We start from the raw sequence: 15,373 nt of genomic DNA on the forward strand, positions 1-15,373 counted from the left end.
TCACCATGCCCACGGACCCTCACCAAACCGCTCTCAAACTCGAATCCTCGGTCAGCAACGTCGTTCTCGGCCAACAGGAGGCCGTTCGCCGCATCCTCGCCTGCTTCGCCGCCGGCGGCCATGCCCTCGTCGAGGACGTCCCGGGCACCGGCAAGACGACCCTCGCCAAGACGATCGCCCGCTCGATCTCGGGCGCCCAGTTCAAGCGGGTCCAGTTCACCCCCGACCTGCTGCCGACCGATATCCTCGGCGTGTCCGTGCTCGACCCCCGGACGCAGGAATTCAATTTCCGCCCCGGCCCGGTCTTTACCGACATCCTGCTGGCGGACGAGATCAACCGCGCCTCACCGCGCACCCAGTCCGCACTGCTCGAAGCGATGGCCGAGCGCCAGGCGACCATCGACGGCGTCCGCCACGATCTCGACGGTCTGTTCTTCGTCATTGCCACGCAGAATCCGGTCGAGTTCCGCGGCACCTATCCGCTGCCGGAGGCGCAAATGGACCGCTTCATGATCCGCTCGCGCCTCGGCTACGTCAGCGTCGAGGAGGAGTGCTCGATTCTTGCCGATCAGGTCGAAAAGCACCCGGTCGAGGCTCTCGAGCCCTGCATCAGCCGCGACGAGATGCTCGACCTGATCGCCGCGGTCCGGCAGGTGCGGCTCAGCGACGAGCTGCGCCGCTACATCGTCGAGATCGTCTCCGCCACCCGCCACCGCGATGACCTCCAGCTCGCCGCCAGCCCGCGCGCGTCGCTGGCCCTGATGCGCACCTCCCAAGCGGTATCGCTCTTCGAGGAACGCGACTTCGTGATCCCGGAAACGATCCAGGACATCGCCGCCGACGTCATCGCCCACCGCCTCGTCGTCGAACCCGAGGCCCGCCTCGCCGGCACCGAAGCCCGCGGCGTCGTCGCCGAAATCCTCGCCGGCGTTCCGTCGCCGTAGCGCCCCGAATCGAACTTCACATGAAGCTCCCCTTCTTGCTTCTGCTGGTCGCGATCACCGGGTGCAAGAAGCAGGCCGAGACGCCGCAAGCCTCGCAGGTGACAAACAACTGGTTTTTCGAGAACGCCGGAGTCCAAGCGGAGGTCCCTTTCGACTTCGACACCGGCATTCAGTTCAAATACTGGTCGACCTACCCAAATGATGTCGAGAAGCAGAGAGTGCTCGCCGCCTTCTCGGATCGATATGGCGTGTCCTTACCAGAGGACTTCAAGCAGCTGATCGGCGATGTGGTCGAAGGTGGCTTTGACGGCACCTACCAGGTCGCGATGGACGGCGAGAACAGCATCGAGTGGTGGAGACTGCTGTCGTTCGGTGATCCAGCCGTGGCGGGTGCCCCTCAGTCCGAGGCTGGCACCGACACCTACTTCGCGGCAACGATTCTTGAGGAGAATCCTTCGCTCTTCCACGGCGTCGATGGCAGCCTTCTCTACGTCCCGTTCGGACGGGCATACCGGTTTGGACCAAGCGATACCGGCACATCAGGCTTCCTTGCGTTTGATCTGCTCACTCCTGGCAGAATCGTCTGGGTCGCCACTGGGTCAGACGCCCCGGTAGTGATCGGCGAAAGTTTTCGAGCGATGCTCGAGCAATCGACTTTCCTCCACTACGGTTGAAACTCGATTGCTGGCAGGAGTGGCGCTTTCCAAGCGCCATATCAGGGCGGGACGACCTCTAGGTCGTCCACCGGCACCCCGCCCGGCGGCTGAAAGCCGCCGCCCCATGGCCATGGCGCTCGGAGAGCGCCACTCCACAAAAAAACCGCCCGCCCCCGGTCGGGAGCGGACGGTTTGGGAATCGTTGGAAGCCGATCAGGGAGTCGGGACTTCGGCGATCGTCTTGAGAATGCGCGAGGCGATCGCGTAGGGGTCGCCCTGCGAGTTCGGACGACGGTCCTCGAGGTAGCCCTTCCAGTCGTTGTTCTTGAAGCTGTGCGGAACACGGATCGAAGCGCCGCGGTCGGCGATACCCCAGGAGAACTGGTCGATCGACTGGGTTTCGTGAAGACCGGTCAGACGCATGTGGTTGTCCGGACCGTAAGCGGCGATGTGCTCGTCGCGGTTCTTCTCGAAGGCAGCCATGAGAGCGAGGAAGTACTCTTCACCGCCCTTTTCGCGGAGATACTCGGTCGAGAAGTTGGCGTGCATGCCGGAGCCGTTCCAGTCGCCCTTGAGGGGCTTGCAGTGCCAGTCAACGTCGACACCGTAGCTTTCGCAAAGACGGAGGAGGATGTAGCGCGCGATCCAGATCTGGTCGGCGGCCTTCTTCGAGCCCTTGCCGAAGATCTGGAATTCCCACTGGCCCTTCGCCACCTCGGCGTTGATGCCTTCGTGGTTGATGCCGGCGTCGAGGCAGATGTCGAGGTGCTCCTCAACGATCTGGCGGGCGACGTCACCGACGTTCTTGTAGCCGACACCGGTGTAGTATTCGCCTTGGGGATCCGGGAAACCACCCTTCGGGAAGCCGAGCGGACGGCCATCCTCGACCAGGAAGTATTCCTGCTCGAAACCGAACCAAGCGTTCTCGTCGTCGATGATCGTGGCGCGGGTGTTGCTCGGGTGCGGGGTGCCGTCCGGGAGAAGAACTTCGCACATCACCAGCGCACCGTTGGTGCGGGTGCTGTCCGGGTAGATCGCCACGGGCTTGAGGAGACAGTCGGAGCTGTGGCCTTCGGCCTGCTGCGTCGAGCTGCCGTCGAAGCCCCACATCGGAAGCTCTTCCAGACTCGGAAAGCTGTCGTACTCCTTGATCTGGGTCTTGCCGCGGAGATTCGGGACGGGGGTGTAGCCGTCGAGCCAGATGTACTCGAGTTTGAACTTGGGCATCGTATTGGTCTTGGTTGGTATTGATATGCGCTCGCTGGCGCGGATGGTTGTCGGGGACGACACCTCGCCATGGAGCGATGAATCGACCCGGGGAACGCGGAGAGCAAATACCGGGCCAACGGCCTGCGCGAAGCCAAATTTTTATCTTTGTCCGTCTGCAATGCGTCGGCACGCTTTTCGGCGACTCCCCGTTCATGGCCGACGACGACCAATCCGCCCCTGACTCCCTCCGCTGGACGGGAATCACCGACCCCGGACGCTTCCGGCCGAACAACGAGGATGCTTTCCTTTGCCTGACATTCGACTCCCGTGAAGTCCGCTATCTGGGCCGGGAGGGCGACGGCTCACTGGAGGCCTCCGACTACGTCTTCGCCGTCAGCGACGGGATGGGCGGAGCGAAGGCCGGAGAAGTGGCCAGCAAGATCGCAGTTGAGAAAATCACCCGCCTCATGCCCGCCAGTTTCCAACTCGGTGCGGCGCGGCTGGATGCGGGATTCTCCGACGTGCTCGGCACGATCTTCGAGGAAACCCACCAGTCCCTGATCGATCTCGGAAAGCACTACGAGGAGTGCCGCGGAATGGGCGCCACCCTGAGCCTCTGCTGGTTTATGCCCGACTGGATGGTCTTCGGCCACGTCGGGGACAGCCGCATCTACTACCTCCCGAAGGACGGCGAGATGGTCCAGCTCAGCGAGGACCACAGCCGGGTCGGACGGATGCTCCGCAAGGGGCGGATCAACGAGCGCGAGGCCCGGACCCATCCGCAGAAGAACATCCTCGACCAGGTGCTCGGCGGACGGAGCAACAACATCGATCCCCAGTTCGGCCGGGTTGGCTACCACTCCGGCGACCGTTTCCTGATCTGCTCGGACGGCCTCATCGACGGAATGTGGGACCGCCGGATCGACGAAATGGCCCGCGGGGAATTCTCTGCCAAGACCTTGGTCGACTACGCGGTCGCCGAGTCCGGACGCGACAACACGACTGCGATCCTGATTGAGATCGGGTAGCTCCCGATCCCGCCGGGGTCCCGAGATTCTCCCGGAATATTCTTACCCTTGGTTCACCGCCAAGTCGCCAAGCACGCCAAGGTGGATTGCATCGCGCTCCTTTGCGGCCTTGGCGACTTTGCGGTTCCATCAATCGCCGTCTGGGAAGTCGGCTGATTCCCGTGAGTTTGATTCACACCTGCGGTGCCCAGCCGTCGCGGTAAGGACGTTTGACGAGCGCGCTCGCCGCGTCGTTGCCCTTCGCCTTCATGTTCGGACCGTCCCAGGCGATCGGCAAACCTTCGCCAACCCGCTGGGCGATGCTGCCGAGCAGGATCACTTCGGTCAGGTAGGCGGCGATCTCGAAGTTCGAGTAGGCCGGGGTTCCATCGCGCATCATGTCGATCCACTCCTGCTCGTGTCCCGGCGAACGCGGGATCACCTGGGGCGCGTCCCGGGTCAGCGGGTGATCGGTGCCGCTGACGAACTCCTTATCGTCGTTCGTTTTCACCCAGAAGGCACGGCCGTAGTCGTCTTCGGAGTAGAGCATTCCGTTTTCGAAAACGATCAGCGCACCTGACTTCGGCGTCTTGCCGCGAAGCGCGATGATGTCCTTGAGGAGCTCAGGGTAGGGCATGATGGGTTTGAACGGATCACCCGGATTCCCGTCATACCACCAGAACTTGAGCGGCGGCAGGTCTTCCCGGGCGGGAAAGTCGAAGCGAACCCGCGAGGTCATCGGGTAGGTCTCGGAAAAGAGCTTCGAAGCCATCTCGCACTCGATCTTTTCCGGATAGCCGAGCTTCAGCGCGCGGAACGGCATGTTGACCGTGTGGCAGGCCATGTCGCCGAGTGCGCCGGTGCCGAAATCCGTCCAGCCGCGCCACTTGAACGGATGGTAGATCCCATTCTTGTAAGGACGCTCGGCGGCCGGACCGAGCCAGAGGTCCCAGTCGAGATGCTCGGGGACCGGGTCCGATCCCGACGGACGTTCAAAGCCTTGCGGCCAGATCGGACGGTTGGTCCACACGTGGAGTTCCAGCGGTTTGCCGAGCACGCCGGTCTGGATCACTTCCACCGACCGCCTCAGTCCCTCGGCCGCACTGCCTTGGTTGCCCATCTGGGTCGCCAGCTTCTTCTCACGAGCCAAATCCCCCATCACCCGGCACTCCCAAACCGTTTGGGCGAGAGGTTTCTGCACGTAAACGTGCTTGCCCGCCTGCATTGCGGGAATCGCGGCGACACCGTGGATGTGGTCGGGCGCCGAGACGATCACAGCATCGATCTCCGCGTCCATTTTCGGGAGCATCTCGCGAAAGTCGCTGAAGGTCTTGGCCTTCGGATACTTCTTGGACATCCGACCGAGCGTCTTCGCATCGACGTCGCAAAGCCCGACGATGTCGCAGCCGCACTTCGCGACATTGTTGATGTCCGACTCGCCCTTCCCTCCCACTCCGATGGCCGCGACCCGGATCCGGTCGTTGAGGTTTTGTCCGCTGACGATGGCGGGGAATCCGAGAACCGCTCCGGCTCCGAGGCCGGTGGTGTGGAGGAACTTTCGGCGGCTGAGGTGGGTGTTAGACATGGAGAACCGATACGCCCCCGGCGCTGGCGATGTTTCCGGTCCGTCGATCGAGATCCGCCGAATGATCACAAAGCATCCGGGGGCGCAAACTGCACGATCAACGTTTCAATTTGGAACGTTTCGCAGCTCGCCAGCTTACCGTTGACGCCCGGAGAATCCCCGAACTACGGGGCCTAGAGCGGGTTCGAGGCGGTGGCATGCGGCTCGCTGAGAAGAACGCACCCGTCTGCGCCCAAGCGTAGGGCGGAACGTTGCCATGACCCTATGCCTGCAAATTGCCGCACTCCTCATTGTTCTGGGCAGCTTCGTGCCCCTCATCCGGAACGACAGCTGGTGGATCCGCGTGTGGGACTTCCCACGCCTGCAACTGCTGATCGTCGGAATCATCCTGATGGCCGCACTGATCGGGAAAGGCGCGATCGCCGACGCGGGTGACTGGATCATCGTCGGCCTGCTCGCCGCGGCAACGATCCACCTTGCGGCCCGAGTCTTCCCCTACCAGAGCTTCGCACCCAATCAGGTCGCATCCGGTCGGCACAGCACCGGCGTGCGACTGCTGATCTCAAACGTCCTGATGGACAACCGGGAAGCCGACGCCCTGCTGCAGTTGGTCCGGGAGGAAAAGCCGGATGTCCTGATTGCCCTGGAGACCGACGAGTTCTGGGCTCGCCATCTCGACCGGCTCGCGGATCAACTGCCCCACCGCGTCAGCGTCCCGCAGCCCGACACCTACGGCTTGGTCCTGATGTCCCGGCTCCCGCTGATCGACGCCGAGGTGAAGTATCTCGTGCGCGAGAATATCCCGTCGGTTCACGGACAGATCGAAATGGAGACCGGTGAGCGCGTTCGTTTCCACGCCCTGCATCCCAAGCCACCATTCCCGAGCGAGGACGAAACCAGCACCGAGCGGGACATCGAGCTCATCGTGGTGGCCCAGCAGATCCGCGAAACCGGCGGACCCACGCTGGTATTCGGCGACATGAACGACGTCGCGTGGTCCCACACCACCCGCCTGTTCCGGCGAATCAGCGGACTGCTCGACCCGCGGATCGGGCGCGGGATGTTCAGCACCTTCCACGCCGGCCACTGGTGGGCGCGATGGCCGCTTGACCACGTTTTCGTCTCGCGCGAGTTCAGAGTCCGCGAGCTACGGCGTTTGCCGTCGGTCGGCTCCGACCACTTCCCGATGCTCGCCGATCTGGCCTACGAGCCGGAACGGAAGGAAACCCAGGAGAAACCCGACGCGGACTCCCGGGACTTTGAAGAGCGCGACGAGCGGGTGACCGAGCAGCCCGATCATCCGAAACCCGCCAACTGATCATGTTCCGGTCCCTCCGCGCATGGGCACGCCTCGGTGCGACCAAACTCGCCCATCGCTTTCCCCGCACCGCAAAGGTGCTCGGATTCGCCAACCGGCGCCGCAGGCCGCTCCTGAGGTTCTTCCTGCTCGGGATGCACGTGATCGGCTTCTTCCAGTCGATCTCGGCGGTCATGGAAACACGCACACCGCAGGGTGCCATCGCCTGGGCCATCTCGCTGAACACGCTCCCGGTCGTCGCGGTCCCGGCCTACGCGATCTTCGGAGGAGCGGACTTCGACGACTACGTCAGCACGCGAACCGCCGGACTGGAGGACATTCGCCCGATGGCCACGTCGCTGATCGACGAGATCCATGCGGCCGAAGCTTCGGTGGAGTCGGACGAAGGGCTGATGGCGACCCTTTCGAACCTCACCAAGCTGCCCGTGACACGCGGGAACCGGGCAGAGTTGCTGGTGGACGGGAAGAACACCTTCCGTTCGATCTTCGAAGCGATCGAGTCGGCCGAGGACTACATTCTCGTGCAGTTCTACATCATCCGCGCCGACGACACCGGCCTGGAACTGAAGGAACGGCTCATCCGCAAGGCAAAGGAAGGCGTCCGGGTCTACGTCCTTTACGACGACTACGGCTGCTTCGGTCTCCCTTCGAGCTTCCGCAAGGATCTGGCCGAGGCGGGCGCGGAGGTGCGCTCGTTCATGAACCTCGGCGACGACGTCAACCGCTTCCAACTCAACTACCGGAACCACCGCAAACTGGTGGTGGTCGATGGCAAGACCGCCTTTGTCGGCGGACACAATGTCGGTGACGAGTATCTCGGACAGCACCCGACGCTGACGCCGTGGCGCGACAGCCACATGCGTCTGACCGGGCCGGTCGTCACCTGCCTGCAGGTCCCCTTCGCCGAGGACTGGCACTGGGCGACCGGCGAAACGCTTGCCGGCCTGGACTGGGAGATCCGGGACAAGATCGGTGCGGGTTCGGCGGAGGCCCTCTGCATTCCGACAGGACCGGCCGACGATCTCGAAACCTGCTCCCTCTACTATCTGGCCGCGATCAATGCCGCGAAGGACCGGATCTGGATCGCCACGCCATACTTTGTTCCGGACGAAGCCGTATTGCTCGCCCTCCAACTCGCGGCGAAGCGAGGCGTCGAGGTGAAGGTCCTGATTCCCGATCTCTTTGACAGCGAACTGGTACGGCTTTCGTCGTACTCCTATCTCGAGCCGATGGAAAAGGCGGGAGCCGAGATCTGGCGCTACGGCAACGGCTTCCTCCACCAGAAAGTCATGCTTGTCGACGACCGGTTCGTATCGATCGGAAGCGCCAACTTCGACAACCGCTCCTTCCGCCTGAACTTCGAGGTCCAGGTCGGAGTCGATGATCCCGCCTTCGCGAAGCAGGTCGAAAACATGCTTCAGAACGATTTTGGAAACTCCACCAAGGCCTCCGCCGCTGACCTCGAGAGCAAGTCCGCCGTCTTCAAGTTGCGGGTGCGGGTTTCGCGGCTGCTGGCACCGATCCAGTGATCTTTGCGGGATTGCAGCCTGCAACCCGGTGCCCGGACGTCATGTGTTCTGCACGATTCGCGCGACCTGATCGGACAATCACATAAGTCACAACTCACTTATTACCAGCCCCCAAAGCCACGAAACGCCTCCATGGCACATCACCTGCGATTCCAGACTCGCTATGAAAACCAACGTACTCCGCTCCCTCACTCTGATCCCGGTGTCCGCCTTCGCTCTGTCGATCGCCGCATGCGACGTCGACAAGGTCGAAGATGGCGAACTTCCCGAAGTGAAGATCGAGGGAGAAACCAAGCTCCCGAAATACGAGGTCGAAGGCCCCGACGTCACCGTTGAGAAGGAGAAGGTCGAAATCGAAGTTCCGAAGGTCAAAATCGATCTCCCGGAAGAAGAGGACAACGAGCAACCCGCAACCGAGCCGGACGCCGAGCCGGCACCGGACGCTGACGGTGACTCCGAGTAATACCAACCTCCACCAAACCGAATCATGAGCGCCCAACCTTCCGCAGCGACCAACAAGCTGCTCCTGGTCATTGTTGCCATCCTTCTTCCGCCTCTGGCCGTCGGTCTGAAGCGGGGAATCGGTGGCAGCCTGATCCTCAACATCATTCTGACCATCATCTTCTACCTGCCGGGACTCATTCACGCTCTCTTGGTGGTACTATGAACTCGCTGCGGGCCGTTCCTCACACGGGGAACGGCCCGCCGCTCTTCTCAAGCTCATGCATCAACATTCCAAACTCGCGCGAATCGCGGCCATCGGCGCAGGCTTCGTCCTGCCCGCCATCGCCGCCAAGCTCGCCCGGAGTTCGGCCGGTCAGGTCTACCGGGTCGCGACCAAGTCCGATCCCCCGAGGAATCCGGCCAGCCGCGACGTGAAGTGGAGCGAAGCACTCACTTGGACCATCGCCGCCGGCATCGTCGGCGCTGTGGCCCGCCTCGCGACCCGACGGTCGCTTCCCTACATCGGCCTGCCCGCCGAAGGCCTCGACATGGAGGAGGAAGTCGACGATCTCGACTGACCTCTCCGCCGACTCAGTCGGTGAAGACGAAGGTCAGGTAGGCGGTCGACTCCATCTCTTCGAAACGCATCCGGCGCGGCGTGTCCTTGCCGCTCCAGGTCTCGAGGAAAAACACCTCGCGTTTCTCCGGATCGAAGCCGGTGAGAACGGACGCGTGAAGCGGCGCATCCTCGTCAGGCCAGCTCGACGCTTCCGCCGGATCATTCGGATCCGGCATTTCCGCATCCCCTGCGGCAATCCGGTCGTGGAGCTTGTTGCGCTCCCAGCTGAAACGTCGCCAGACGACCACCGGCCGCCCTTCCGAAAGGGCCGCTTTCACGTCCGATTCGTCGAAGTCGTTGGCGCGGTCCATCCCGAGACCCGCCTCGGACGCCACGGCGTGATAGAGTTTCACCATGTCCGAGCCCGCCGCGCTCCCGGTGTTCTGGAATCCTCCGGCAGCCGCCAGCCAGTCCTCATCAAGTGTCAGGCCGAGGTGGCGCGCCGCCATCGCCAGGGTGTTCAGCCCGCAGTAGGGCTTGTAGCCCTGCGGCATCGGCTGCAGGCCCTCGATCCTCACCGTGCCGTCGGAGTCCTTCTTCACCGCGGCGGCGAGCCTCGCACTCCGGTCGCGTTCGCTTTCGCTCTCGAAAGCCGGGTCGATCCAACCGGCCGGCAACCGGTCGCTCTTGCCGATCATCACCCGCACCAGTCGCTCGTCGGCGGCAAACAGCCGGACCGCGAGATCGCCCTTCCGCCACTCCTCGACTTCGGCCCGCAGCGTCCGCCCCTTGCCGAACCGCACTTCTTTCGCCCGCGGCTTGTCGGCCACTTCGGCAATGGAGTCCCGGACCGTCTCGAGCGACTCGGTGTAAAGCTTGGAGAACTCGTCCTGCCGCTCTTTCACCTTCGCTTGAACCGCTTCCTCCGCCTGTCGCCGGCTCAGGCCGTCCGGGAGATCCTCATCGAAATAGCCGAAGAACGATCCGGCATCCGCAAAGGTCGCCTCGACCCGCTCCAGATTGCCGTCGCGCCGGACCGCCCGCAGGATGACCACCTCGCGGTCGAAAAGTACCGGCCTCGCCAGCAGGTGAGAGATTTCCGAAGCCCCGACGGCCCCTTCCGCCACCCACTCCCCCGGCAGTTGGCCGTCGCCCGCGAGGGCTGCCAGCACCTGGTCGGTGAGGTCCTCGCCATTCAGCGGGCTGTCCGACTGGACGATCGGCCCGAATACGTTGGTCGGAATGGCCACCACGGTCCCCGGCCCGATCAGGCCGGCCATCAACAGAGCGGAAAACAGCGCGCGTTTCATGGTCGTTACGAGAATCAGACGGAATTCCCGGCGTTGCATTCATTTTCTTTCGTCCCCCTTGCCGACCGGCCCGGGGCCGTCTAAACCCCCCGCCATGCACGGATTCGCCTACCGCAACGGCACGCTCCACTGCGAGGACGTCGACCTCGAAGGCCTCGCCAACGAGTACGGAACGCCCCTCTACGTCTACTCGGCCAATACCTTCCGCGACCACTACCGCCGCCTCGACCAGGCGCTTGAAGGCGTCGACCACGAGGTCGCCTACGCGGTGAAGGCGAATTCGAACCTCTCGGTGCTGCGCCTGCTGGCCAACGAGGGCGCCGGATTCGACATCGTCTCGGGCGGAGAGCTGTTCCGCGTGATCAAGGCGGGAGGCGATCCGAAGAAGTGCACCTTCGCCGGCGTCGGCAAGACCCGCGGCGAAATCGAGTACGCGCTGAAGCATGGGATCTACTCGTTCAACGTCGAGAGCGAAGAGGAGCTCCGCTACCTCAACGACGTCGCCGCCGACCTCGGGCTGATCGCACCGGCGGCCGTGCGGGTGAACCCGAACGTCGACGCCAAGACCCACAAATACATTTCCACCGGCAAGTCGGAGAACAAGTTCGGCGTCGATTTCGAACGCATCGCCGACCTCTACGACCGCGCCGCGACCGAGCTGCCCCACGTCCAGCTTCGCGGTCTGCAGATGCACATCGGCTCGCAGCTGACCTCGGTGAAGCCTTTCGTCGAAGCGGTCGAGAAGGTCGCACCGCTGGCCACCGTGTTGAAGGAGAAGCACGGCATCGAATTCTGGTCGATCGGCGGTGGCATCGGCATCGTCTATCAGGACGCGCTCGGCGCGGGCTCGATCGACTGGTGGGACTCGCAGGCCGAACAGGACCGCCCGCTCACGCTTGCCGGCTACGGACGGGAAGTCGTGCCGCGGCTCCGGAACCTCGGACTCAAGATCCTCCTCGAACCCGGCCGCGCGATCGCCGGCAACGCAGGCGTCCTCCTGACCCGCTGCCTTTACGAGAAGCAGGGTAGCGCGAAGACCTTTAAGATTGTCGATGCCGGCATGAACGACCTGATCCGTCCGGCCCTCTATGAAGGCCACCACGAGATCGTTCCTGTGAAGGAGCCCGGCAGCGAACGCAAGGTCGTCGATGTCGTCGGCCCGATCTGCGAAAGCGGCGACTTCTTCTGTCAGGACCGCGAGTTGCCGGAGTTCGGACCGGGTGAGTGCATCGCCCTGATGAGCGCCGGTGCCTACGGCTTCGTGATGGCTTCCAACTACAACACCCGCCCGCTGCCGGCGGAGATCCTCGTCGACGGCTCCACGGTCAGCGTCGTGCGCAAGCGCCAGACCCTCGACGACCTGATCGCCGCCGAGCTTTAGCGCCGCAGGCGAACGGAGCGGCTCCCTCCGGGTGCCGTCACCCGTATCGGGCGCCCTGGAGGACGCCCCTCCTTGATCGGCGCCGCCCCCATGAAGCCCCTCCTCCAACTCCACCTGCTGGTCTTCCTGGTCGCCACCACCGCGATCGTCGGAAGACTCAGCACGGTATCGGCGGCCAATCTTGTCACTTGGCGGACGGGCACCGCCGCGATTGCCGCGTTCCTGTGGGTCGCGCTGGTCCGTCGCCACAGGATCCCCACCAGCCGCATCCCCACCTTGCTCGGGATCGGCGGGATCATCGGGCTCCACTGGCTGTGCTTCTTCGGAGCCATCCAGTTGGCGAACATCTCGATATGCCTCGCCGGCATGGCGACCATCTCTCTCTTCACCGCCTTCACCGAACCGCTCTTCGAGCGTCGCAGGGTGCGGCCGTTCGAGGTCCTGCTCGGGCTCGTGGTCGTCGCGGGAATCCTCCTGATCGCCGGCCTCGAACGCGCCCACTGGGCCGGCCTCGGGGTCGGACTGCTCGGCGCCCTGTTCGCCGCGATCTTCCCGGTGCTGAACCGCCAGCTCGTGACCCGCGGCGGTGACCCGCTCGGAATGGTCGCATGGGAAATGGTCGGCGCCTGCCTCACCTGCCTCCTGCTCTTTCCACTTTTCGATCCGCGCGGACACGCGGCACTACTCGACCTCACCGCCATCGACTGGGCAGGTGTCATGTGGCTGTCCCTGGTCTGCACCGTTTTCGGACACGCCTTCCACATTCATCTGCTGCGCGACATCAAGGCTTACCCCGCCAACCTCGCGATGAATGTCGAACCGGTTTGGGGCATTCTGTTCGGCGCGCTCTTCTTCGCCGAGTATGCGGAACTGCACCCCGGCTTCTATCTGGGCGTGACGGCAATCATCGCCGCCAACCTCGCCCACCCGTGGCTCGAGCGAAAAGCCCGCCACCCCCAACTGCCCGCCCCCAAGGGTTCGTAGTCCCGCCTTCAGGCGGCCGCGGAGCCTCGGGGACTGGAACCCCGATGTAACCCCCGCCACAGGTCCGGCGTACTCCCGCACGTCAACCGACCTCCTGAAACCATGAAGCACCTCCTTCTCTCCCTCTCGCTCGTCGCCGGACTTCACGCCGCCGAGTTCGATCCCGCCCGCGTCTCGCCCGACGCCAAATGGTGGCTCCACGCCGACCTCGAAGCCGCCCGCGCCACCGAACTCGGCAAGCGGGTCGTTGCCGAAGTCGACGAGAAGAAAGGCGACCAACTCCGGGCGCTCAAGCGGATGTTCTCGGTCAACCCGATGACCGATCTCAAGGGCATCACCCTCTATGGCGACGGCCAAAAGGATCACGCGGTCGCGCTGATCGAAGGCAACTTCGACCGGGCCCATCTCGAGGACATCGCCAAGGCAGCCGACAAGCATGAGTCGGAGGAACGCGAAGGCCTGGTGATCCACTCGTGGACCGACAAGGGCAAACGCCAGCACGCGGTCTTCGTGCGCGATGACCTGCTCGTCTTCAGCCATTTCGAGGACCTCCTCGACAGCGCCATCACCACACTCAAGTCGGGCAACGGGCTGACCGCCGATCCGTTCGTGGGTGCCGGTGCCGCCGCACCGTTCCTCGTCGGCTACGCCAATCTGCAGGAAGTCGAGATGGGCAAGGACGAGTCGAAGCTCCTCGGTCACGCCGAGACGCTGCGGATCGCCATGACCGAGGCCGCCGGACGAATGGAGGGCCGGATGCAACTTGAGGTGGTCGACAAGGCCGATGGTGATCGTTTCCGGATGGTCATGGACGGCATGGTCGCGTTGGGCGAACTCGGCAATCCGGACCTGCGCGCGGCCGACATCTCCTTCGACTCGCGCTCGGAAGAAGGCGGCAAAACGGTCCGCTGCACGCTGAGCTTCCCGACTTCCGACCTGATCTCGCTGATGGAGAAGGCCAAGGCCTTCGACAAGATCGGCAAATGATGCTGTAGGCCGCCGATCAAAGCACCTAGGCTTGAAGAACGATGGTCCCCGCTGAACCGGATGATGCGATGCTCGCGCGCGAAAGCCGCGCGGGTTCGCTCGCGTCCTTCGACCGGCTCGTTCATCGCCATCACCCGAAGGTCTTCGCCTTTCTCCTGACCCTGACCAAGCACCGGCAGGATGCCGAGGACCTCACGCAAGAGACCTTTGTCCGGGCCTGGAAAAAGATCGACCGTTACGACCCGTCGCTACCTATCCTGCCGTGGCTGCTGACGATCGCGCGACGCCTCTCGATCGACATGCTGAGAAAGCGCAAGCCGATCCCCGCCATCGAGGCCGATCCGGTCCTGCTGCCTCCCGCTCCGTCCGCAGGTCCCGACCTTTGGCGAACCGCCGAGCGGCATCTCTCACCCGACGCCTTCAGCGCGTTGTGGCTCCACTACCGCGACGAACTTCCGCTCGCCGAGGTGGGCCGGATCCTCGGCAAGAAGGAAGGAGCAGTGAAGGTCATGCTTCACCGTGCCCGCAAGTCGCTGGCCGAACACCTCCGACACCAACCGGCGCCGCCGCCTCCCCTTCCGCAAAGGCCACCGCCATTGCCCTCCATCTGGAACAACGCCCGCGTCACGTCATGAACGAGAACGACATCGACCGCCTCCTCCGCGAACAGTCACCGGAAGTCCCCGTGCGTCCCGGCTTGGAAACCCGCATTCGTGCGTCGCTGCGCAACGTCGAACAACGGCGACGCCTGCCACTCGTTTCGATCCTCGTGCCGGCCGCGCTTGCGATCGCGATTGTCGTTGCCCTGCTTCCGGAAAAGCCCGCCGAGGAAGTGGTTGATACTCCCGCGCCTTCGGAGCTCATCGAACCCGTGACCGAGTTCGCGATCGAGGAACCGTTGCCCGTCAACACGCTCGGCAACGAGGCGCGCGCGCTGCGCAACGATGCCGAGCGCACCGGCCGATTCCTGCTCGACTGCCTGCCGTCGATCACGCAGGCCACCCCCTGATGCTTCGGGATCGACGGGAAACGTGCACCGAACTTGCGCGAGCCCGCCAAATGGAGTTGTTTGAGGGGACGTGAAGTCTTCTGCCACTCTCAACGGACTCGCCATCACCGCGGTCGCCGCCTGCCACATCCTCGCCGGCGGAATGATCGATCGGGTCGGAGAGGTCACCATCCGGCCTTACTTCTCCGAGATGGAAGGGATCGAGCTGCCGTTGCTCACGAAGTGGGCCGCCAGCTACATCATGAGTGCATGGCCGGTTCCGGTCGGTTTCGGTCTCGCGATCCTGTCGAGCATCATCCTCGCCGGGGTGAGCCTGACCGAAAGCGGACGCCGATTCCTGCCCGTGCTGGTCGCATTTTCCGCAGCCGCCGCCCTGCTCCATCTCGCAGGCGTCTGGTTCGCCTCGACCCTGCCCCTGATGGGCGGCCTCGAGATCGGCCCGTAGCCGAGC

The 15,373-nt window shown here is 63.8% G+C and carries 17 protein-coding genes; 14 read left to right on the plus strand and 3 right to left on the minus strand.

Features of this window, described 5'->3' with window-relative positions:
• Positions 1 to 5: 5 nt before the first annotated feature.
• Positions 6 to 944 carry a MoxR family ATPase gene (locus HAHE_RS04530; RefSeq protein WP_338688972.1) on the plus strand — a complete coding sequence of 313 codons (939 nt, stop codon included), beginning with the start codon at positions 6 to 8 and terminating at the stop codon, positions 942 to 944.
• A 20-nt stretch (positions 945 to 964) separates the two neighbouring features.
• Positions 965 to 1,618, plus strand: a complete 654-nt coding sequence (locus HAHE_RS04535; RefSeq protein WP_338688974.1) for a hypothetical protein — start codon at positions 965 to 967, stop codon at positions 1,616 to 1,618.
• 195 nt (positions 1,619 to 1,813) lie between these two features.
• Here the strand turns inward: HAHE_RS04535 and HAHE_RS04540 are convergent, their stop codons facing one another.
• On the minus strand, positions 1,814 to 2,827 hold the full coding sequence (locus HAHE_RS04540; protein WP_338688976.1) for a glutamine synthetase beta-grasp domain-containing protein: 1,014 nt from the start codon (positions 2,825 to 2,827) through the stop codon (positions 1,814 to 1,816).
• 194 nt (positions 2,828 to 3,021) lie between these two features.
• Between HAHE_RS04540 and HAHE_RS04545 the strand changes: the two genes are divergently transcribed.
• Positions 3,022 to 3,837 carry a PP2C family protein-serine/threonine phosphatase gene (locus HAHE_RS04545; protein WP_338688978.1) on the plus strand — a complete coding sequence of 272 codons (816 nt, stop codon included), beginning with the start codon at positions 3,022 to 3,024 and terminating at the stop codon, positions 3,835 to 3,837.
• A gap of 172 nt (positions 3,838 to 4,009) precedes the next feature.
• On the opposite strand, the gene HAHE_RS04550 is transcribed toward HAHE_RS04545, so the two are convergent.
• On the minus strand, positions 4,010 to 5,401 hold the full coding sequence (locus HAHE_RS04550) for a Gfo/Idh/MocA family oxidoreductase (RefSeq protein WP_338688980.1): 1,392 nt from the start codon (positions 5,399 to 5,401) through the stop codon (positions 4,010 to 4,012).
• Between the two features lie 307 nt (positions 5,402 to 5,708).
• Here HAHE_RS04550 and HAHE_RS04555 point away from each other — a divergent pair, with 307 nt between their 5' ends.
• The 5 genes from HAHE_RS04555 to HAHE_RS04575 all read left to right on the plus strand — a co-directional run bounded on the left by HAHE_RS04555 (position 5,709) and on the right by HAHE_RS04575 (position 9,270).
• The gene (locus HAHE_RS04555) at positions 5,709 to 6,719 is read left to right on the plus strand and encodes an endonuclease/exonuclease/phosphatase family protein (RefSeq protein WP_338688982.1); all 1,011 of its coding nucleotides are present in this window, start codon (positions 5,709 to 5,711) and stop codon (positions 6,717 to 6,719) included.
• Positions 6,720 to 6,721: 2 nt separating this feature from the next.
• On the plus strand, positions 6,722 to 8,248 hold the full coding sequence (gene cls, locus HAHE_RS04560) for a cardiolipin synthase (RefSeq protein ID WP_338688984.1): 1,527 nt from the start codon (positions 6,722 to 6,724) through the stop codon (positions 8,246 to 8,248).
• 163 nt (positions 8,249 to 8,411) lie between these two features.
• A complete protein-coding gene (locus HAHE_RS04565; RefSeq protein WP_338688986.1) occupies positions 8,412 to 8,711 on the plus strand; it encodes a hypothetical protein in 300 nt (99 codons plus the stop codon).
• Between the two features lie 24 nt (positions 8,712 to 8,735).
• On the plus strand, positions 8,736 to 8,915 hold the full coding sequence (locus HAHE_RS04570) for a YqaE/Pmp3 family membrane protein (protein ID WP_338688988.1): 180 nt from the start codon (positions 8,736 to 8,738) through the stop codon (positions 8,913 to 8,915).
• Positions 8,916 to 8,970: 55 nt separating this feature from the next.
• Positions 8,971 to 9,270: a DUF4235 domain-containing protein gene (locus HAHE_RS04575; RefSeq protein ID WP_338688990.1), complete on the plus strand. Its 300-nt coding sequence runs from the start codon at positions 8,971 to 8,973 to the stop codon at positions 9,268 to 9,270.
• A 13-nt stretch (positions 9,271 to 9,283) separates the two neighbouring features.
• Here the strand turns inward: HAHE_RS04575 and HAHE_RS04580 are convergent, their stop codons facing one another.
• Complete coding sequence (locus HAHE_RS04580; protein ID WP_338688992.1) at positions 9,284 to 10,561, minus strand: hypothetical protein; 1,278 nt, start codon at positions 10,559 to 10,561, stop codon at positions 9,284 to 9,286.
• A 94-nt stretch (positions 10,562 to 10,655) separates the two neighbouring features.
• Here HAHE_RS04580 and lysA point away from each other — a divergent pair, with 94 nt between their 5' ends.
• The 6 genes from lysA (at position 10,656) to HAHE_RS04610 (ending at position 15,367) form a co-directional block, all read left to right on the plus strand.
• Positions 10,656 to 11,942: a diaminopimelate decarboxylase gene (gene lysA / locus HAHE_RS04585; RefSeq protein ID WP_338688994.1), complete on the plus strand. Its 1,287-nt coding sequence runs from the start codon at positions 10,656 to 10,658 to the stop codon at positions 11,940 to 11,942.
• Positions 11,943 to 12,032: 90 nt separating this feature from the next.
• Positions 12,033 to 12,926, plus strand: a complete 894-nt coding sequence (locus tag HAHE_RS04590) for a DMT family transporter (RefSeq protein WP_338688996.1) — start codon at positions 12,033 to 12,035, stop codon at positions 12,924 to 12,926.
• 102 nt (positions 12,927 to 13,028) lie between these two features.
• Positions 13,029 to 13,913 (plus strand): hypothetical protein, encoded by an 885-nt coding sequence (locus tag HAHE_RS04595; RefSeq protein WP_338688997.1) that lies wholly within the window; start codon positions 13,029 to 13,031, stop codon positions 13,911 to 13,913.
• 41 nt (positions 13,914 to 13,954) lie between these two features.
• Complete coding sequence (locus HAHE_RS04600; protein ID WP_338688999.1) at positions 13,955 to 14,548, plus strand: RNA polymerase sigma factor; 594 nt, start codon at positions 13,955 to 13,957, stop codon at positions 14,546 to 14,548.
• Positions 14,545 to 14,922 (plus strand): hypothetical protein, encoded by a 378-nt coding sequence (locus tag HAHE_RS04605; protein ID WP_338689001.1) that lies wholly within the window; start codon positions 14,545 to 14,547, stop codon positions 14,920 to 14,922. The genes HAHE_RS04600 and HAHE_RS04605 overlap by 4 nt, the downstream gene beginning before the upstream one ends.
• Before the next feature lie 70 nt (positions 14,923 to 14,992).
• Positions 14,993 to 15,367, plus strand: a complete 375-nt coding sequence (locus HAHE_RS04610) for a hypothetical protein (RefSeq protein WP_338689002.1) — start codon at positions 14,993 to 14,995, stop codon at positions 15,365 to 15,367.
• The last annotated feature ends 6 nt before the right edge of the window (positions 15,368 to 15,373 follow it).

Source organism: Haloferula helveola (assembly GCF_037076345.1).
Lineage (GTDB): Bacteria > Verrucomicrobiota > Verrucomicrobiia > Verrucomicrobiales > Akkermansiaceae > Haloferula > Haloferula helveola.

Bases quoted from the DNA above. Each gene is read 5' to 3' on its own strand.
- HAHE_RS04530 (WP_338688972.1), top strand. From the start codon at position 6: ATGCCCACGGACCCTCACCAAACCGCTCTCAAACTCGAATCCTCGGTC.
- HAHE_RS04535 (WP_338688974.1), top strand. From the start codon at position 965: ATGAAGCTCCCCTTCTTGCTTCTGCTGGTCGCGATCACCGGGTGCAAG.
- HAHE_RS04540 (WP_338688976.1), bottom strand. From the start codon at position 2,827: ATGCCCAAGTTCAAACTCGAGTACATCTGGCTCGACGGCTACACCCCC.
- HAHE_RS04545 (WP_338688978.1), top strand. From the start codon at position 3,022: ATGGCCGACGACGACCAATCCGCCCCTGACTCCCTCCGCTGGACGGGA.
- HAHE_RS04550 (WP_338688980.1), bottom strand. From the start codon at position 5,401: ATGTCTAACACCCACCTCAGCCGCCGAAAGTTCCTCCACACCACCGGC.
- cls (WP_338688984.1), top strand. From the start codon at position 6,722: ATGTTCCGGTCCCTCCGCGCATGGGCACGCCTCGGTGCGACCAAACTC.
- HAHE_RS04565 (WP_338688986.1), top strand. From the start codon at position 8,412: ATGAAAACCAACGTACTCCGCTCCCTCACTCTGATCCCGGTGTCCGCC.
- HAHE_RS04570 (WP_338688988.1), top strand. From the start codon at position 8,736: ATGAGCGCCCAACCTTCCGCAGCGACCAACAAGCTGCTCCTGGTCATT.
- HAHE_RS04575 (WP_338688990.1), top strand. From the start codon at position 8,971: ATGCATCAACATTCCAAACTCGCGCGAATCGCGGCCATCGGCGCAGGC.
- HAHE_RS04580 (WP_338688992.1), bottom strand. From the start codon at position 10,561: ATGAAACGCGCGCTGTTTTCCGCTCTGTTGATGGCCGGCCTGATCGGG.
- lysA (WP_338688994.1), top strand. From the start codon at position 10,656: ATGCACGGATTCGCCTACCGCAACGGCACGCTCCACTGCGAGGACGTC.
- HAHE_RS04590 (WP_338688996.1), top strand. From the start codon at position 12,033: ATGAAGCCCCTCCTCCAACTCCACCTGCTGGTCTTCCTGGTCGCCACC.
- HAHE_RS04595 (WP_338688997.1), top strand. From the start codon at position 13,029: ATGAAGCACCTCCTTCTCTCCCTCTCGCTCGTCGCCGGACTTCACGCC.
- HAHE_RS04600 (WP_338688999.1), top strand. From the start codon at position 13,955: ATGGTCCCCGCTGAACCGGATGATGCGATGCTCGCGCGCGAAAGCCGC.
- HAHE_RS04605 (WP_338689001.1), top strand. From the start codon at position 14,545: ATGAACGAGAACGACATCGACCGCCTCCTCCGCGAACAGTCACCGGAA.